Raw genomic sequence first — 16005 nt, forward strand, 5'->3', positions numbered from 1 at the left:
AGCATCCCCGGGTGGCCCGCCTGCTCATCGCCAACCGCGGCGAGATCGCCGTCCGCATCGCCCGCGCCGCCGCCGCCGAGGGGCTGGCCTCGGTGGCCGTCACCGCCGCCGACGAGCCCGACGCCGCGCACCTGGCGGCCGCCGACGAGGTGCACGTCCTCCCCGGCAGCGGCCCGGCCGCCTACCTCGACGCCGCGGCGATCGTGCAGGCGGCGGTCGCCACCGGATGCGACCTCGTCCACCCCGGCTACGGCTTCCTCTCCGAGACCCCCGACCTGACCCGTGCGTGCGCGCAGGCCGGCCGCGCCGTCGTCGGGCCGAGCGCCGAGGACCTGGCCGTGCTGGGCGACAAGTCGCTCACCCGCGCACGGGCAGCGAAGGCCGGCGTGCCCGTCCTGCGCGCGGCCGACGGGGACGCGGCGGCGGTCGCCGACCTGCTCGACGAGGTCGGCGCGATCATGCTCAAGGCCCGGTTCGGCGGAGGGGGGCGGGCCACCCGGGTGCTGCGCCGGGGTGACGACGTCGCCGCGGCCGTGGCGGCGGTGCGGGGCGAGGCGCGTGTCGCCTTCGGCAACGGTGAGCTGCTGGCCGAGGAGTTGTTCGAGCGCGCCCGCCACATCGAGGTGCAGCTGCTGGGAGACGGGCGGGGCGGCGTCGTCGCCCTCGGCGACCGGGACTGCTCCCTGCAGCGCACCCGGCAGAAGGTCGTCGAGATCGCCCCCGCGCCGCGCCTGCCCGACGCCGTCCGCGCCCGGCTGGCCACGGCGGCGCGCGGCGTCGTCGGCGACGGCTTCCGCGGCCTGGCCACGGTGGAGTACCTCGTCTCCGCCGACGACCCCGACCGGTTCACCTTCCTCGAGTGCAACCCGCGGCTGCAGGTCGAGCACACCGTCACCGAGGAGACGCTGGGGCTGGACCTCGTGCGGCTGCAGCTGCGGGTCGCCGTCGGCGCGACCCTCGCGGACCTCCGCCTCGCCGACGGCGCGCCCCGGCCGCTCGGCACCGCGGTCCAGGCACGCGTCGTCGCGGAGACGGTCACCACCGACGGCGCCGTCCCCGCCGCCGGCACGATCACCGCCCTCGCGCTGCCCGGGGGCCCGGGGGTGCGCGTCGACACCGCCGCGCGACCCGGCGCCGAGCAGAGCCCCCGCTACGACCCGCTGCTGGCCAAGGTGGTCGTGCACGAGCGCACCGGCTCCCTCGCGGACGCCCTCCGCCACCTGCGCCGGGCGCTCGGCGAGGTGCGGGTCGACGGCGTGCCGACCAGCACCGCCTTCCTCCGTGCCCTGCTCGCGCACCCGCAGGTCGGCACCGCCACCACGACGTTCGTCGAGGACCACCTCGCCGAGTTCGTGGGGGGTGCCGCGCTCGCGCCGGAGGCCGGTGGGGGACTGCGCGCACCCGTCCCCGGCACGGTGGTCGCCGTGGCGGCGGGCCCCGGCGACGCGGTGGACCCCGGGGGAGCGGTCGTCGTCCTCGAGGCGATGAAGATGGAGCACGTCGTCGCGCTGCCGGCCGGCGGCACCGTGCGCCGCGTCGCCGTGCGGGTGGGCGACACCGTCCGGCAGGGCCAGCTCCTCGCCGAGGCGGAGCACGCCGACGGGGACGGCGCGGCCGACGCCGCCGCCATCGACCTGGACGTCGACCGCCCCGACCTCGCCGAGGTCCGCCGCCGCCACGAGCAGGGGCTCGACGAGCACCGCGCCGATGCGGTCGCGAAGCGGCACGCGCAGGGCCGGCGCACGGCGCGGGAGAACCTCGCCGACCTCGTCGACGAGGGCAGCTTCCTGGAGTACGGGCCGCTGGTCTTCGCCGCCCAGGAACGCCGCCGCAGCCGCGCGGAGCTCCAGGAGAAGACCCCGGCCGACGGCGTCGTCGGCGGGCTGGCCGACATCGGCGGGCACCCGGCCGTCGTCGTCTCCTACGACTACACCGTCCTCGCCGGCACCCAGGGCATGCGCGGCCACCTCAAGAAGGACCGGCTGTTCGAGCTCGCCGAGAAGCGGCGGCTGCCGGTCGTCCTCTTCGCCGAGGGCGGCGGCGGGCGGCCCGGCGACGTCGACCACCCGGTCGTCTCCGCGCTCGACACCGCCGCCTTCACCCTCTTCGGCCGGCTCTCGGGCCTCGTGCCCACCGTCGGCATCGCCAGTGGCCGCTGCTTCGCCGGCAACGCCGCGCTGCTGGGCACCTGCGACGTCGTCATCGCCACCGAGGACGCGAACATCGGCATGGGCGGCCCGGCGATGATCGAGGGCGGCGGCCTCGGCGTCGTCGCCCCCGAGGAGATCGGGCCGATCGACGTGCAGCACGCCAACGGGGTCGTCGACATCCGGGTCGCCGACGACGCGGCCGCCGTCGCCGCGGCCCGGCAGTACCTCTCCTACTTCCAGGGGCCGGTCGACGGCTGGACCGCACCCGACCAGCGGTTGCTGCGCCACCTGGTGCCGGAGAACCGCAAGCGCGTCTACGACGTGCGGGCGGTGCTGACCGCGCTCGCCGACGAGGGCAGCGTGCTGGAGCTCCGCGACGGCTGGGGCGCCGGCATGGTCACCGCCCTGGCCCGGGTCGAGGGCGCGCCGATCGGGGTCCTCGCCAACGTGCCCACCCATCTCGGCGGCGCCGTCGACGCGGACGCCGCCGACAAGGCCGCCCGCTTCCTGCAGCTCTGCGACGCCCACGGCCTGCCGGTGCTCTCGCTCTGCGACACCCCGGGCTTCATGGTCGGCCCCGAGTCGGAGAAGACGGCGACGGTGCGCCACTTCTCCCGGCTGTTCGTCATCGGCGCCAACCTGTCGGTGCCGATGGGCACCGTCGTCCTCCGCAAGGCCTACGGCCTCGGCGCGCAGGCCATGGCCGGCGGCAGCACCAAGGTGCCGCGGTTCACCGTCGGCTGGCCCACCAGCGAGTTCGGCCCGATGGGGTTGGAGGGCGCGGTGCGCCTGGGCATGCGCCGGGAGCTCGCCGCCATCGAGGACGACGCCGAGCGGCAGGCCGCCTACGACGCCGCCGTCGCCGCGGCCTACGAGAACGGCCGCGGGCTCAACGTCGCCGCCCACTGGGAGATCGACGACGTCATCGACCCCGCCGACACCCGCCGCTGGATCGCTACCCTCACCCGCGAGGCGGCGGCCACACCGCGGCCGCAGGGCCGGGTGCGGCCGCACGTCGACACCTGGTGAGCCACCCGGTCGTGTGGTTGACCGGCGGCGCACCGGGGCACGGAGAACGGCGAGACGGCACCGGCGTGCGCCGGTGCGACGACGAGGAGGCAGACATGGGAATGATGCGCAAGCTCATCGCGTCCGGGGTGGCGGCGAAGGTCTTCCAGGAGGCCAAGAAGCCGGAGAACCAGGCGAAGATCAAGAAGTTCATCTCGGACTTTCAGAACAAGAGCGGTGGCACCGGCAGCGGCAAGGGTCGCGGCTCCGTCCGCTGACCCCGCTCCGCGCCGTGCGGAACCGCGGCGCGACCCCCGATCCCGAGGCAGCCGCCTCGGGGCCGGGGGTCGCTCCCGTTCCCGGGTCCGACCACGACGCTCCCGTGAAGAGCCGTGAGGAGCGCTGGCAGGAACGGCTCGCCGTCCCGGTCCTGGTGGCGGCGCTCGCCTCGATCCCGGCCATGTTCCTCACCGTCGCCGAGGGCAGCCTCGGCACCGCCGGGCACGTCGTCGACCTGGCCAGCGGGGCCGTCCTCGTCGCCGAGACGGTCATCCTCCTGGCCGTCGCCGAGGACAAGCGCGCCTGGATCCGCGGCCACCTCGGCCTGATCGCGCTCACCGTCGCCGTGGTGGTCGCCGTCGTCCTCGCCCTCGGCCCGGTGCAGATCCTGCGGCTCGTCCGCACTGTCGGCGCGCTGCGCATCCTGCGCGCCGGGCGCATCGTCAAGGCCGCCCGCAGCGTCGGCGACCGGATGGGGTTCACCGGGCGGCTCGCGCACGTCGCCGCCGCCGGGGCCGGGCTGCTGGTCGCCGTCTTCGTCGGGGTGGTCCTCGCCGACCCGACCTCCCGTTCGCGCGACCTGCTCACCGCGGTCCTCGGCGACGTCAGCACGCCGGTGATCGTCGTGCTCTCCGCGGTCGCCGGGGTGGTGCTCGGCGTGGCCACCTACCTGCTCGCCCGCGACCCCGGCGCGGGCGCCGACGCTGAGGACGAGGACGCGCCCGGCACCGCATGACGCCGACGTGACAGCCGGGCCGCGGGCGCATGGACCGCCACGGAACGGGCACCCACAGCCGCATGGGAATCATGAGCAAGCTCGCGAAGGGCGGCATGGCCAAGAAGGCGATGGACGAGGCCCGCAAGCCGCAGAACCAGCGCAAGATCAAGGACGCGATCTCCAAGTTCTCGAACAAGAGGAAGGGCGGCGGCACCACGTCGCGCTGACCGGCGTCGGGAGCCTGTCGCGGAGAGGAGCAGCGATGAGCGAGGGATCGATGACCGGCCGCCCCTACGGCGGCGCGAACGACGCGTCCGCCGACGAGGGCCTGCCGGGCGAGACCCCGGAGCACGGCGAGGTCGGCGCGGCACCGGAGCAGTCGCCGCGGGCAGCCCAGGGCGGCGCCATGTCCGACGACGTCACGCACGTCCCCGCCGGCGGGGACGGCGAGAAGCCGGCCGGCATCTCCGACGCCACCGGGCCGCAGGGCTGAGCATCCGGTAGACCTTGGGACGTGCACCGCATCGCCGTCCTGGACGACTACCAGTCCGTCGCCGCGGAGTTCTGCGACTGGTCGCGGCTGCCCGGGCCGGCGGAGGTCGTCGAGTTCCACGACACCGCCGCCGGCCCGGACGCGCTCGTCCAGCGGCTGCGCGGCTTCGACGTCGTGATCGCCATGCGCGAGCGGACGCGGTTCGACCGCGCCGTCCTCGAGCGGCTGCCCGACCTGCGGCTGCTGGTCACCACCGGCATGCGCAACAAGTCGATCGACGTCGCCGCGGCCGGTGAGCTCGGCGTCACCGTCTGCGGCACCGCGTCCTCGGCCACCTCCACCGTCGAGCTCACCTGGGCGCTGGTGCTGGCCACCCTGCGCCACCTGCCGCAGGAGGCCGCCGCCATGCGCGCCGGCGGGTGGCAGACCACGATCGGCGGCGACCTGCACGGCGCCCGGCTCGGCGTCATCGGTCTCGGCCGCATCGGCGCGCAGGTGGCCCGCATCGGGCAGGCCTTCGGCATGGACGTCGTCGCGTGGAGCCAGAACCTCACCGACGAGCGGGCCGCCGAGGTGGGGGCGCGAAGGGTCGAGCGCGACGAGCTGTTCGCCACCGCCGACGTCGTCACCGTGCACCTGCTGCTGTCCAAGCGGACCCGCGGCCTGATCGGCGCCGACGACCTGGCGCTGATGAAGCACACCGCGGTGCTGGTCAACACCAGCCGTGGCCCGATCGTCGACGAGGCCGCCCTGGTGGACGTGCTCCGCCGCGGCGCCATCGCCGGCGCCGGCCTCGACGTGTACGACGCCGAGCCGCTGCCGCGGGACCATCCGCTGCGCGAGCTGCGCCGCGCGGTGCTCACCCCGCACCTGGGCTACGTCACCCGCGGCACCTACGAGGTGTTCTACGGCGAGGCGGTGGAGGACGTCGCGGCGTGGATGGCCGGCGCCCCGATCCGGGTCATCGAGCCCGTGTAGCCGGCGGCGCGGCGCACGGTCACCGCCCCCCGGGCAGCCACCCCGGGACGCCGACGACCGCGAGGCCGAGCAGGACCGCGGCCAGCGCCAGCACCGCCGTCCCCGCCGCGAGCAGCAGGCGCACCGCCGGACCGTGCGCGGTCGCCCAGCGGGTCCACCGAGTGACGTGCCGCCGGGCGACGGCGAGCAGGCGCTCGGCCCAGGTGAACTCCGACGCCAGCAGGGCCAGCCCGGCCAGCACCGTGAGCCAGCCGGGCCCGGGCAGCGGGACGGTCACCAGGCCGACCAGGACGACCGCCGTCCCGACGACCGCCACGCCCGCCCGGTAGGCCCGGTCCAGCGGCCGCGACGCCGCGAGCCGCCGTCGCCACGGCCGGCGGGGAGCCAGCGCACCCGTGCGGACCGGCGGGCGTCCCAGGCCGAGCCCCGCGCCCACGCCGGTCACCCGGCGTCCCGGCGCAGCAGCGACCACCCACCGGCGGCCAGCGCGGCGGCCGCCCAGCCGGCGAGGAGCGACGTGGCGTGCGCCGCGGTGAGGTCCAGCGCGTCGAGCAGGACCCAGACCGCGCCCGAGCCCGGCAGCAGCTCGGCGATGTCGGCCGCCCACACGCCGAAGGCCGGCAGCAGCGCCGGCAGCACGAGCTGCAGCAGGAACACCGCGGCCAGCGCGGCGGCGGTGCTGCGCAGGAGGAAGCCCAGCCCGGCGGTCATGACGCCGGCGGCGAGGAGCACGGCGGCGACCCCGCCGAGGCTCCCGGCCAGCTCGCCGGAGGAGAGCACGAGGCCCGGCGCCAGCACCTTCGCGAGGAGGTCGGCGACGAGGGCGAGCAGCACCCCGGCCGCGGTGGCGACGGCGACCGGCACGGCCACCCGCGCGGCGAGCAGCACGCCCCGGCGCGGGGTCCACTGCAGCGTCGGCGCGATCGCCCCGCTGCCGTACTCGGCGGTGACCGCGAGCAGCACCACCAGCAGCAGCGCGAACTGCCCGACCAGGGTCCCGTACTCGCCGGCGACCGTCGCGGCCACCGTCGTCCCGGTGGCGTTCGCCATCTCCGCCTCGTCCAGGGCGGAGAGGGTCCCGATGCCGACGGTGGCCACCGCGGCCGCGAGCAGGCACCACCACGTCGTCCGCACGGTGCGCAGCCGCAACCACTCGGCGCCCGCGGCCCGGGCGAGGACGGTCGCGGCGCCCGGCTCCGCCACCCGGGCGGTCGCGGCGGTCACGCCCGCACCTGCCCGGCCGGCTCGGGGCTGCCCGCCACCCGGTACTGGACGCTGTCCCCGGTGAGGTCGAGGTAGATCTCCTCCAGGGAGTGCTGCTGCTCGGCCAGCCGGTGCACGGCCACGCCGGTCTCCAGCGCGACGTCCCCCACCGTCTCGGCGGAGGCGCCCTCGACGAGGAGGTCGCCGTCGCCGGTGGGGTGCACCCGGAGACCGCGGCGCAGCAGCGCGCCCGCGAGGTCGTCGGTCGACGGCGTCCGCACGACCACCTTCCGGCCGGCGTGCTGCCCGCGCATGACCTCGTCGATCGGTGCGTCCGCGATCAACCGCCCGCGGCCGATGATGACCAGGTGGTCGGCGGTCTGCTCCATCTCGCTCATCAGGTGGCTCGACAGCAGCACCGTGCGCCCCTCGTCGGCCAGCCCCCGCACGAGGCGGCGGATCCAGCGGACGCCGTCGAGGTCCAGCCCGTTCATCGGCTCGTCGAACAGCAGGACCGCGGGGTCGCCGAGCAGCGCACCGCCGATGCCGAGCCGCTGCCGCATGCCGAGCGAGTAGCCCTTCACCCGGCGCGTGGCTGCGGGACCGAGCCCCACCTGGTCGATCACCTCGTCCACCCGGCGGGCCGGCAGGCCGTGGGTGCGGGCGGCCACCCGCAGGTGGTCCCGCCCGCTGCGGCCCGGGTGCACGGCCTGGGCGTCGAGCAGCGCACCGGCGGCGCGCATCGGTTCGGCCAGCCGGGCGAACGGCCGGCCGCCCACCAGCGCCTGGCCGGAGGTCGGCCGGTCCAGGCCGAGCACCATGCGCATCGTGGTGGACTTGCCCGCGCCGTTCGGACCGAGGAAGCCGGTGACCTTGCCCGGCTGCACGTCGAAGGTCAGGTCGTCGACGGCGCGCACCGCGCCGTAGGTCTTGGTGAGCCCGCGCACCTCGATCATGCCGGGCTCCGGGAGAAGGATGAGGTCATGGCTGCGAGCGTCCCGGGGGCGGGGGTGCGTGCGGATCACCCCGCAGCGCCGACCTGGCTCCCCCGCGCGGGGGAGGAGCGGAGCACGCCCGAGGGGGAGTCGCGCGGCGGCGCGGTCGGTCAGGATCGGGACGTGCCTCCCTCCACCTTCCCGCGGTCCGGGGCCGAGATCGCGGCCGGGCTGCGCGCGGTGGTCCGCACCGCCGCGCGCCCCGGCTGGCCCGGCCGGGCCCTGTACGCGCTGGCGATGGTGCCGGTCGGCGCGCTGGCCCTGGCCTTCCACTTCGCGCTCCTCGGCTCGGTGGTCGCCGTCATCTACGGCGTCGGCCTGCTGCTCGTGCCGCTCGTCCTCGCGACGATCCGCGGCTTCGCCGGCTTCGAGCGGGAGATGGCCCGCACCCTGCTCGGGATCGACGTCCCGGCCGGCGAGCGGGTCCGCCAGCTGCCCGGCGTGGTGCCCCGGGCGCGGCGGCTGCTGGCCTCGGCCGGCACCTGGCGGGCCGTCGGCTGGCTCGGCGCACGGGTGCTCCTCGGCGCCGCCACCCTCGGCCTGCTCTTCTTCGCGACGGTGGCCGTGGCGGCCATCCGCTGGGGCCCGGACTGGAACTGGCTGAACTTCCTGCCGTTGCTCGCGCTGATGGCGCTCGTCGTCGTCGTCACCCTCGTGCTGCTCGACGCCGTCGTGCGGCTGGCCGCCGCGGTCATGCCCCGCCTGCTCGGCGCCGGGGCCGAGCAGCAGATCGCGGCGCTGCAGCAGAGCAGCCGCCGGCTCGCCGACCGCAACAAGCTCGCCCGCGACCTGCACGACACGATCGGCCACTCGCTGACCGCCAGCCTGCTGCAGGCCACCGCCGCCCGCCGCACGCTCACCCCCGCCGAGGGGCGCCCGGTGCACCCCGACTTCGCCCGCCAGGCGCTCGGGCACATCGAGACCAACACCCGGGCCGCGCTCGCCGAGCTCGACCGGGTGCTCACCGTGCTGCGCGACGGGGACGGCCCGCCCGGCGGCCCCGCGTTCGCCACGCCCGCCCTTGCCGACCTCGACGACCTGCTCGCCGGGCTGCGCGACGGCGGGCTGCCGGTCGCCCTCGTGGTCGACGGCGACGTCGACGACGTCCCGCCGGGCGTGCAGGAGCTCGCCTACCGGGTGGTGCAGGAGGGGACGACGAACGTGCTCCGGCACGCCGGCACGCCGCTCACCGTCGCCCAGGTCGTCCGCTCCGGCGACACCCTCGACGTCCGCGTGGTCAACGAGCGGGCCTCGCAGCTGGACAGCCGCCCCGGCCCCGGTGGTGGCCGCGGCCTGGCGGGCCTCCGCGAGCGGACCGCAGCGGCCGGCGGCACGCTCCGCGCCGAGCCGACACCCAGCGGCGGGTTCGAGCTGTGCGCGAGCCTGCCGCTGTCGGGGGCGGCGTGACGCTGCGGCTGCTGCTCGTGGACGACGACGTGCTCGTCCGGTCTGGCCTGCGGGTGATCCTGGAGAGCGAGCCCGACCTCACCGTCGTCGGCGACGCCCGCACCGGCCGGGAGGCGCTGGACGTGGCGGCGCGCACCGACCCCGACGTCGTCCTCATGGACGTGCGGATGCCCGACATGGACGGCATCGCCGCCACCCGGGAGCTGGTCGGGCGCGATCCGCAGCGCCCACGGGTGCTCGTGCTGACCACCTTCGAGGACGACGACTACCTGTTCCGGTCGCTGCAGGCCGGGGCGAGCGGCTTCGCGCTGAAGCGGGCCGACCCGGAGGAGCTGGTCGACGCGATCCGGGTGGTGGCGCGGGGGACGTCGCTGGTGCTGCCCGACCTCACCCGCCGGCTCATCGCCTCCCACGCGCCGTCCCGGGCCCGCGGGGACGCCGCGCTGCCCGAGCTGACCGGCCGCGAGGCCGACGTCCTGCGGCTGGTGGCCGGTGGGCTGTCCAACGCGGAGATCGCCACCGAGCTGTTCCTCAGCCGCGAGACGGTGAAGACCCACGTGAGCAGCGTGCTGCTCAAGCTGCGCGCCCGGGACCGCACCCAGGCGGTCATCGCCGCCTACGAGAGCGGCTTCATGACCGCCTGAAGGGCGCGGCGAGCTGACCCGGGGCTGTCCGCCCGCGGGTGGAGCCGGGTCGGGCGGCCTCGAGCCGCGGGGGAACGCGGCTCGACGCTCCCCGGGGCGGCCCGAGGTGCCGGGGTGGCCGCCCCGGCGGCGCGCTCAGACGAGGAAGCGGTAGGCGGTCGTCCCGGGGGCGACGAGCTGGATGCGCAGCGGGCTGGCCTCGCACCGGGCCAGCAGGGCGGGCAGGCCCTCGGCGCTGCCCAGCTCGATCCCGGTCAGGGCGGCGCCGGTCTCGCGGTTGTCCCGCTTGACGTACTCGAACAGCACGATGTCGTCCTCGGGGCCGAGCACCTCGTCGAGGAAGCGGCGCAGCGCACCGGGCTCCTGCGGGAACTCCACGAGGAAGTAGTGCTTCAGCCCGCGGTGCACCAGCGACCGCTCGATCACCTCGGCGTACCGGCTGACGTCGTTGTTGCCCCCGGACAGCAGGCAGACGACGGTCTGCCCCGGCTCCACGGTGACCAGCCCGCCGCTGACCGCCGCGGCCGCCAGAGCGCCCGCGGGCTCGGCGATGATCCCGTCGGCCTGGTACAGGTCGAGCATCTCGGTGCAGATCTGGCCCTCGGGCACGGTCAGCAGCTCGGCGCCGCTGTCGCGCACCAGGGGGAGGGTCACCGCCCCCACCCGCCGCACCGCCGCGCCGTCGACGAAGGTGTCGATCTCCGGCAGGTCCACGGGCTCCCCGGCCGCCAGCGCCGCGGCCATGCCCGCCGCCCCCGCGGGCTCCACGCCGACCAGCCGGGTGCCGGGGGAGTGCCGGCGCAGCCACGTGCCGCACCCGGCCAGCAGCCCGCCCCCACCCACCGGGAGGACGACGACGTCGGGCGCGGACCCGAGCTGCTCCAGCACCTCCACCGCGACCGTCGCCTGCCCGGTCACCGTGCTGAGCGCGTCGAAGGCCGGCACCGGCGTCGCACCGGTGGTGGCGGCGTCGACCGCGGCCGCGGCGGCGGCCTCGTCGTAGGAGTCGCCCGCGACGACGAGGGTGACCATGTCGCCGCCGAGCGCGGCGATCCGCTCCCGCTTCTGCCGCGGCGTCGTCCCGGGCACGTAGACCCGCCCGCGCACCTGCAGGGCGCGGCAGGCGTACGCGACCCCCTGCCCGTGGTTGCCGGCGCTGGCGCACACCACCCCGGCGGCGCGGGCGGCGCCGTCCAGCCCGGCGATGGTGTTGTAGGCGCCGCGGATCTTGTACGAGCGGCCCACCTGCAGGTCCTCGCGCTTGAGCCACACGTCGGCGCCGGTGAGCCCCGAGAGGCGGGCGTTGCGCTGCAGCGGCGTCCGCTCGGCCACCCCCGCCAGCCGGCGGCCCGCCTCCCGCACCGCGGCGGAGAAGTCGTCGGGCGACGCGTCGTCGCGAGGAGTACCGCTCACACCGCCCATCGTCGACGACACGCCCCCCGGCCGGTGGACGAGATCACGGTTGGGTGCGTGATGTACCCCACGACGGGTCGGGCGGGCCTACGGTCGGCGCCCTCCTGCAGGCGGCACACGAGGCGGTGAGGTCGGTGGCCGGAGCCCTGGTCGTCTACGAGTCGGTGTTCGGCGACGCGAGACGGGTCGCGATGGCCGTCGCCCACGGCCTGTGCGGCCGCCTGCAGGTCGACGTCGCCTGCGCGCGGGAGGCCCCGATGCTGGTGCCCGCCGACGTGCGGCTGCTCGTGGTCGGCGGCCCGACGCACGCGTTGGGGATGCCGCGCCCGGCCACCCGTGAGGGCGCGGTCCGCGAGCACGCGGCGGTGATCCCCGACGTCACCTTCGGCCTGCACGAGTGGCTGGACCACGTCCGGCTGCCGCGCGGCATCCAGGCCGCCGCGTTCGACACCCGCATGGACCGACCGGTGCTGGTCACGGCGCTGGACCACGCGGCCCGCACCGAGGAGACGCTGCTCCGCCGGCTGGGCGCCACGCTGGCCGCGCCGGCCGAGCACTTCCTGGTGTCCGACGTCGCCGGGCCGCTGCTCGACGGCGAGGAGGACCGGGCCCGCCGGTGGGGTCAGGCGCTGGCCGAGCTGGTGGCGCCGCACCCGATCCCGGTCCGGGGCTGACCGGTCAGCGCGGGTCGAGCAGGCGCAGGCGCGGCTGGGTGACCAGCCGCTTCTCGAAGCTCACCCGGTGGCGGCCGTCGTCGTCCTGCACGAACTGGAGCTGGTCGACCAGCGCGCGCATGAGCACGAGCCCGCGGCCGCGCGCGTCGAAGGGGGAGGTGGGGGCGTCGTGGGCGGCGCGGGGGTCGAAGCCCGCGCCGTCGTCGAGCACGCTGATCCGGCACGTCTCGTCGTCGATCGCGACGTCGACCTGGTAGGCCTCGTGGTCCGCGGCGTGGTCGACGACGTTCGCGCAGGCCTCGGTCAGCGCCAGCACGATCTCGTCGACGACCGCCTGCGGCACCGCCAGGTGCTCCAGCGCCTGCCGCAGCAGCCCGCGCACCAGCGGCACGCTGTGCGCGTCGGTCGGCAGGCGCACGCTGAAGTCGATGTTCATGGCCGTTCAGCCTCCTCCTGCACGGTGGCCTACCCTCGGACGTCGGAGACGACGCGCTGAGGGAGGTGAACGGTGCTCTTCGACGTGGACCGTACGACGATCGCCGGGCGTCCGGCCCTCACCGTACGGGGTGAGCTGGACATCGCGACCGCGCCGCGGCTCGCCGAGGCCGCGGAGGCGCTGCTGGCCGCCGGCCCGGAGGGCATCGTCGTCGACCTGGCGCCGACGGCCTTCCTCGACTCGTCGGGCGCCCGCACCCTCATCGCCGTGGCCCGCAAGGCCGCCGCCGCCGGCGTCGAGCTGCACGTCGTCGCACCGCGGAGCAACCGCCCCGTCCGGCTGCCCATCGACCTGCTGGAACTCCACGCGGTGATCCCGATCGTGAACTCCGCCGGCGAGGTGCCCAGCCCCGCCGTCAACCGCGACGCCACGTAACGTCGCCGGGGTGACCAGCTCCCCGGCCGGCCCCGCGCGCACCGTCGACGACGACGCGCTCGCCCGCTGCGCGGACGAGCCGATCGCCGTCCCCGGAGCCGTCCAGCCGCACGGGGTGCTGCTGGCCGTCACCGAGCCGGGCCTCGCCGTCGTCGTCGCCTCCGCCAACGCGGGCGAGCTGTTCGGCCGCCCGGTCGCCGGCGCAGCCCTCGACGAGCTGCTCGGCCCCGACGATGCCGCCCGCCTGCGCGCGGGCCTCGCCGGCGACCTCGGGGAGCTGAACCCGCTGCGGGTCGGCGTGGCCGGCGCCGAGGTCGACGTCGTCGTGCACCGCGCCGACGGTCTGCTGCTCACCGAGTGGGAACCGGTCCTGGGCGCGGAGGAGGCCGGCACCGCCTGGCACCGCCGCCTGCCCAGCGTGCTGCAGCGGCTGTCGGCCAGCCCGACCCTCGACGAGCTCTCCGACGTGCTCGCCCGCGACGTCCGCGCCCTGACCGGCTTCGACCGGGTGATGGTCTACCGCTTCGACGCCGAGTGGAACGGCGAGGTGATCGCCGAGGACCGCCGCGAGGACCTCGAGCCCTTCCTCGGTCTCTGGTTCCCGGCCAGCGACATCCCGGCCCAGGCGCGGGCGCTGTACGCCACCAACTGGATGCGGCTCATCCCGGACGCGACCTACCGCCCGGTGCCGCTGGAGCCCCCGACGGTGGCGGGGCGCCCCCTGGACCTCTCCGGTGCGATGCTGCGCAGCGTCTCCCCGGTGCACCTGGAGTACCTGGCGAACATGGGCGTGCGCTCCTCCATGTCGATCTCCCTGGTCGACGGCGGGAAGCTGTGGGGCCTCATCGCCTGCCACCACTACGCGGGGCCGCACCGGCCGTCCTACACCGACCGCACGGCCGCGGAGTTCCTCGGCCGCACCGCCTCCCTGCTGCTGCCCACCAAGGTGGCCGCCGGCGAGGAGAGCGGCGTCGTCGAGGTCGCGCACCGCCAGGCCGAGCTCGCCGCGGTCATCGGCCGCACCCCGCGCGGCCTCGCCACGGCGCTCACCGAGGGCGGGATCACCGCGCTGGACCTGCTGCCCGCCGCGGGCGCCGCCGTGCGGCTGGGCGGCCAGCTGCGGCTGCTCGGGACGACGCCCCCGGCCGACCGGGTCGGCCCGCTGGTCCGCGACCTGCTGGCGGCGGGGGTGGGCGTCACCGACGCGGTGAGCCGGGTCGTCCCGGGGGCGGCCGACCTCGCCGCCACCGCCAGCGGCGTGCTGGTTGCCGAGGTGGCCGGCGGGCGCGGGGACTTCCTCGCCTGGTTCCGCCCCGAGACGCTGCGCGAGATCACCTGGGGCGGCAACCCGTACACCGCCAAGACGGCGCAGACCGACGCCGGCCCGCGGTTGAGCCCGCGCCGCTCGTTCGACGCCTGGAGCGAGACGGTGCGGGAGACGGCGCAGCCGTGGCTGCACCACGAGGTCGCGGCGGCCCGCAGCCTGGCCGCACTGCTCACCGAGACCGCCGCGAACCGGGCCACCGAGGACGACCGCCTGGCCGGCGCGCTGCAGCGCACGCTGCTCCTGGAGCAGCTGCCGAAGGTCCCCGGCGTCGACCTGGCGGCCCGGTACCTGCCCAGCGAGGACGACGTCGTCGGTGGCGACTGGTACGACCTGGTGCCGCTGCCCGGCGGGCGGGTGTCGGTCGTGCTGGGCGACGTCGCCGGGCACGGGCTGGCCGCCGCCGCGATCACCGCCCAGCTGCGGCACGCGCTGCGCGCGCACCTGCTGCGGGCCGGCGGCCCGGCGGCCGCGCTCGACGGGCTGAACCAGGTCATCGGCGCGCTCCTGCCGGGGGAGCTCGCCACCGCTGTGGTCGCCGAGCTGGACCCGGCGACCGGCGAGGTCGTCATCGCCAACGCCGGCCACCTGCCCGTGCTGCACGCGACCGGCGGCACCGCCGAGTACCTGCGCGAGGGCCGGGGACCGGCGCTCGGACTGCTCGACGCCGCCGGCTACCGGGAGACCCGGCTGACGCTCGCCGGCGACGACCGCCTGCTGCTGATCAGCGACGGTCTCGTCGAGCGCGGTCCGGGTGGGCTGAGCACCGGCCTGGACGACCTGCGCGCCGCCGTCGCCGGCGGACCGGTCGCCCCCCAGGCGCTGCTCGACGCGGTGCTCGCGGCGCTGGACCCGCCGCGCACCGACGACGTGACGCTGCTGGCGGTCGCGCGCACCTGAGCGACCGGTGCCGGCCGCGACAGGTTCCCGCCGCGGTCGTGCGGAAGGCCGGTGACCACCTGCCGGCAGTAGCGCTCTGCCCACGTCGGCGGGGCAGAGCGCTACTACGGGCCGGGCATGTCCCTCCGCCGCTGGCTCTCTGCCCACGAGGGCGGGGCAGAGAGCGACTGCCCGGAGGAACCATCGCCGGTGCGGGCGTTCCGAGCCAGGACGCCCGGCGGCGCTCGCGGCCACGTCGTGCGGGCGCCCTGATCAGACGGTCTCCGGTACCCGCAGGTGGGCCAGGAGCAGGTCGAACTCGGCCATGTCGGTGATCTCCATGCCCAGCTCCCGGGTGATCTGCTCCCGCATGCCGCGCACCGTCTCGGCCGACGCCTCCATGTCCGCCCGGCTGGCGTAGGTGGCCGCGAGCGCGCCCGCACCGGTCCGGCGGTCGGTGAGCAGGCTGACGCTGCAGAAGCCGGGCAGCTCGTCCAGTCGCGGCAGCACCCCCATGCGCACGGCGTCGACCGAGCGGTCGGTCGTGGCCGGGTCGCCGCGGGTCCAGGTCACCCGGGTGCACGCGCCCTCGGGCGCCTCCGTGCGGCGGTGCAGCAGCGCGATCTCCCACTCGGCCACCTCGGCCTCCCTGCCGAAGACCTCGCCGGCGCGGGCCCGCATCTCCCGCACGCTCTCCGCGCTGGCGTGCATGGCGCTCTCGTCGGCCCAGGCGGTGGTGACGATGCACCGACTCCCCGGGCGGTCGCACATCATCGACAGACCGACGCAACCGCTCATCCCCTGCACGGCCGGCATGACCGTGTCCCGGACGTAGGCGATCCCGTCGTCCATGCTGCGGACATTGCGCATCGTGGTGGACCGGGCGTACATGCCACCACTCCTCTCGGACCGGGCGACGCCCCTGCGGCATCGCCGCGACGACCACTGTCCTCGCGGCGGGCCCCGCTG

General features: G+C 76.3%; 17 protein-coding genes. 11 read left to right on the top strand and 6 right to left on the bottom strand.

Annotated features, from left to right (window positions below; genetic code table 11):
* The first annotated feature begins 11 nt into the window (after positions 1 to 11).
* The 6 genes from ACI794_RS11850 (at position 12) to ACI794_RS11875 (ending at position 5626) form a co-directional block, all read left to right on the top strand.
* The gene (locus tag ACI794_RS11850; RefSeq protein WP_456616467.1) at positions 12 to 3179 is read left to right on the top strand and encodes a carboxyl transferase domain-containing protein; all 3168 of its coding nucleotides are present in this window, start codon (positions 12 to 14) and stop codon (positions 3177 to 3179) included.
* A gap of 95 nt (positions 3180 to 3274) precedes the next feature.
* Positions 3275 to 3436, top strand: coding sequence for a hypothetical protein (locus tag ACI794_RS11855; RefSeq protein ID WP_456581617.1), 162 nt, complete (start codon positions 3275 to 3277; stop codon positions 3434 to 3436).
* 104 nt (positions 3437 to 3540) lie between these two features.
* Positions 3541 to 4173 carry a hypothetical protein gene (locus ACI794_RS11860; protein WP_456616468.1) on the top strand — a complete coding sequence of 211 codons (633 nt, stop codon included), beginning with the start codon at positions 3541 to 3543 and terminating at the stop codon, positions 4171 to 4173.
* A 71-nt stretch (positions 4174 to 4244) separates the two neighbouring features.
* Positions 4245 to 4382 carry a hypothetical protein gene (locus ACI794_RS11865; RefSeq protein ID WP_456602724.1) on the top strand — a complete coding sequence of 46 codons (138 nt, stop codon included), beginning with the start codon at positions 4245 to 4247 and terminating at the stop codon, positions 4380 to 4382.
* 35 nt (positions 4383 to 4417) lie between these two features.
* Positions 4418 to 4648 carry a hypothetical protein gene (locus ACI794_RS11870; protein WP_456616469.1) on the top strand — a complete coding sequence of 77 codons (231 nt, stop codon included), beginning with the start codon at positions 4418 to 4420 and terminating at the stop codon, positions 4646 to 4648.
* A gap of 21 nt (positions 4649 to 4669) precedes the next feature.
* Positions 4670 to 5626, top strand: coding sequence for a D-2-hydroxyacid dehydrogenase family protein (locus ACI794_RS11875; protein ID WP_456616470.1), 957 nt, complete (start codon positions 4670 to 4672; stop codon positions 5624 to 5626).
* A gap of 19 nt (positions 5627 to 5645) precedes the next feature.
* On the opposite strand, the gene ACI794_RS11880 is transcribed toward ACI794_RS11875, so the two are convergent.
* The 3 genes from ACI794_RS11880 to ACI794_RS11890 are packed head-to-tail and all read right to left on the bottom strand — an operon-like array spanning position 5646 to position 7785.
* A complete protein-coding gene (locus tag ACI794_RS11880; RefSeq protein ID WP_456616471.1) occupies positions 5646 to 6071 on the bottom strand; it encodes a TIGR02611 family protein in 426 nt (141 codons plus the stop codon).
* Positions 6068 to 6850: a hypothetical protein gene (locus ACI794_RS11885; RefSeq protein ID WP_456602720.1), complete on the bottom strand. Its 783-nt coding sequence runs from the start codon at positions 6848 to 6850 to the stop codon at positions 6068 to 6070. The genes ACI794_RS11880 and ACI794_RS11885 overlap by 4 nt, the downstream gene beginning before the upstream one ends.
* Positions 6847 to 7785 carry an ABC transporter ATP-binding protein gene (locus ACI794_RS11890; RefSeq protein WP_456616472.1) on the bottom strand — a complete coding sequence of 313 codons (939 nt, stop codon included), beginning with the start codon at positions 7783 to 7785 and terminating at the stop codon, positions 6847 to 6849. The genes ACI794_RS11885 and ACI794_RS11890 overlap by 4 nt, the downstream gene beginning before the upstream one ends.
* A 162-nt stretch (positions 7786 to 7947) precedes the next feature.
* On the opposite strand from ACI794_RS11890, the gene ACI794_RS11895 reads away from it, so the two are divergent.
* Positions 7948 to 9231 carry a sensor domain-containing protein gene (locus ACI794_RS11895; RefSeq protein WP_456602718.1) on the top strand — a complete coding sequence of 428 codons (1284 nt, stop codon included), beginning with the start codon at positions 7948 to 7950 and terminating at the stop codon, positions 9229 to 9231.
* Positions 9228 to 9875: a response regulator gene (locus ACI794_RS11900; RefSeq protein ID WP_456616473.1), complete on the top strand. Its 648-nt coding sequence runs from the start codon at positions 9228 to 9230 to the stop codon at positions 9873 to 9875. Before ACI794_RS11895 ends, ACI794_RS11900 begins: the two co-directional genes overlap by 4 nt.
* A 135-nt stretch (positions 9876 to 10010) precedes the next feature.
* Here ACI794_RS11900 and ilvA read toward each other — a convergent pair whose 3' ends face one another.
* Positions 10011 to 11297, bottom strand: coding sequence for a threonine ammonia-lyase IlvA (ilvA, locus tag ACI794_RS11905; RefSeq protein ID WP_456616474.1), 1287 nt, complete (start codon positions 11295 to 11297; stop codon positions 10011 to 10013).
* Between the two features lie 125 nt (positions 11298 to 11422).
* On the opposite strand from ilvA, the gene ACI794_RS11910 reads away from it, so the two are divergent.
* Positions 11423 to 11962, top strand: a complete 540-nt coding sequence (locus ACI794_RS11910; protein WP_456602715.1) for a hypothetical protein — start codon at positions 11423 to 11425, stop codon at positions 11960 to 11962.
* A gap of 4 nt (positions 11963 to 11966) precedes the next feature.
* On the opposite strand, the gene ACI794_RS11915 is transcribed toward ACI794_RS11910, so the two are convergent.
* Positions 11967 to 12398: an ATP-binding protein gene (locus tag ACI794_RS11915; RefSeq protein ID WP_456616475.1), complete on the bottom strand. Its 432-nt coding sequence runs from the start codon at positions 12396 to 12398 to the stop codon at positions 11967 to 11969.
* 72 nt (positions 12399 to 12470) lie between these two features.
* Here ACI794_RS11915 and ACI794_RS11920 point away from each other — a divergent pair, with 72 nt between their 5' ends.
* Positions 12471 to 12833 (top strand): STAS domain-containing protein, encoded by a 363-nt coding sequence (locus tag ACI794_RS11920; protein WP_456602713.1) that lies wholly within the window; start codon positions 12471 to 12473, stop codon positions 12831 to 12833.
* A gap of 10 nt (positions 12834 to 12843) precedes the next feature.
* Entirely contained in the window at positions 12844 to 15057 is a 2214-nt protein-coding gene (locus tag ACI794_RS11925) for a SpoIIE family protein phosphatase (protein WP_456616476.1), read from the top strand.
* Between the two features lie 252 nt (positions 15058 to 15309).
* Here the strand turns inward: ACI794_RS11925 and ACI794_RS11930 are convergent, their stop codons facing one another.
* Entirely contained in the window at positions 15310 to 15927 is a 618-nt protein-coding gene (locus ACI794_RS11930) for a hypothetical protein (RefSeq protein WP_456616477.1), read from the bottom strand.
* Positions 15928 to 16005 lie beyond the last annotated feature (78 nt).

Source organism: Blastococcus sp. SYSU DS0541, assembly GCF_054050875.1.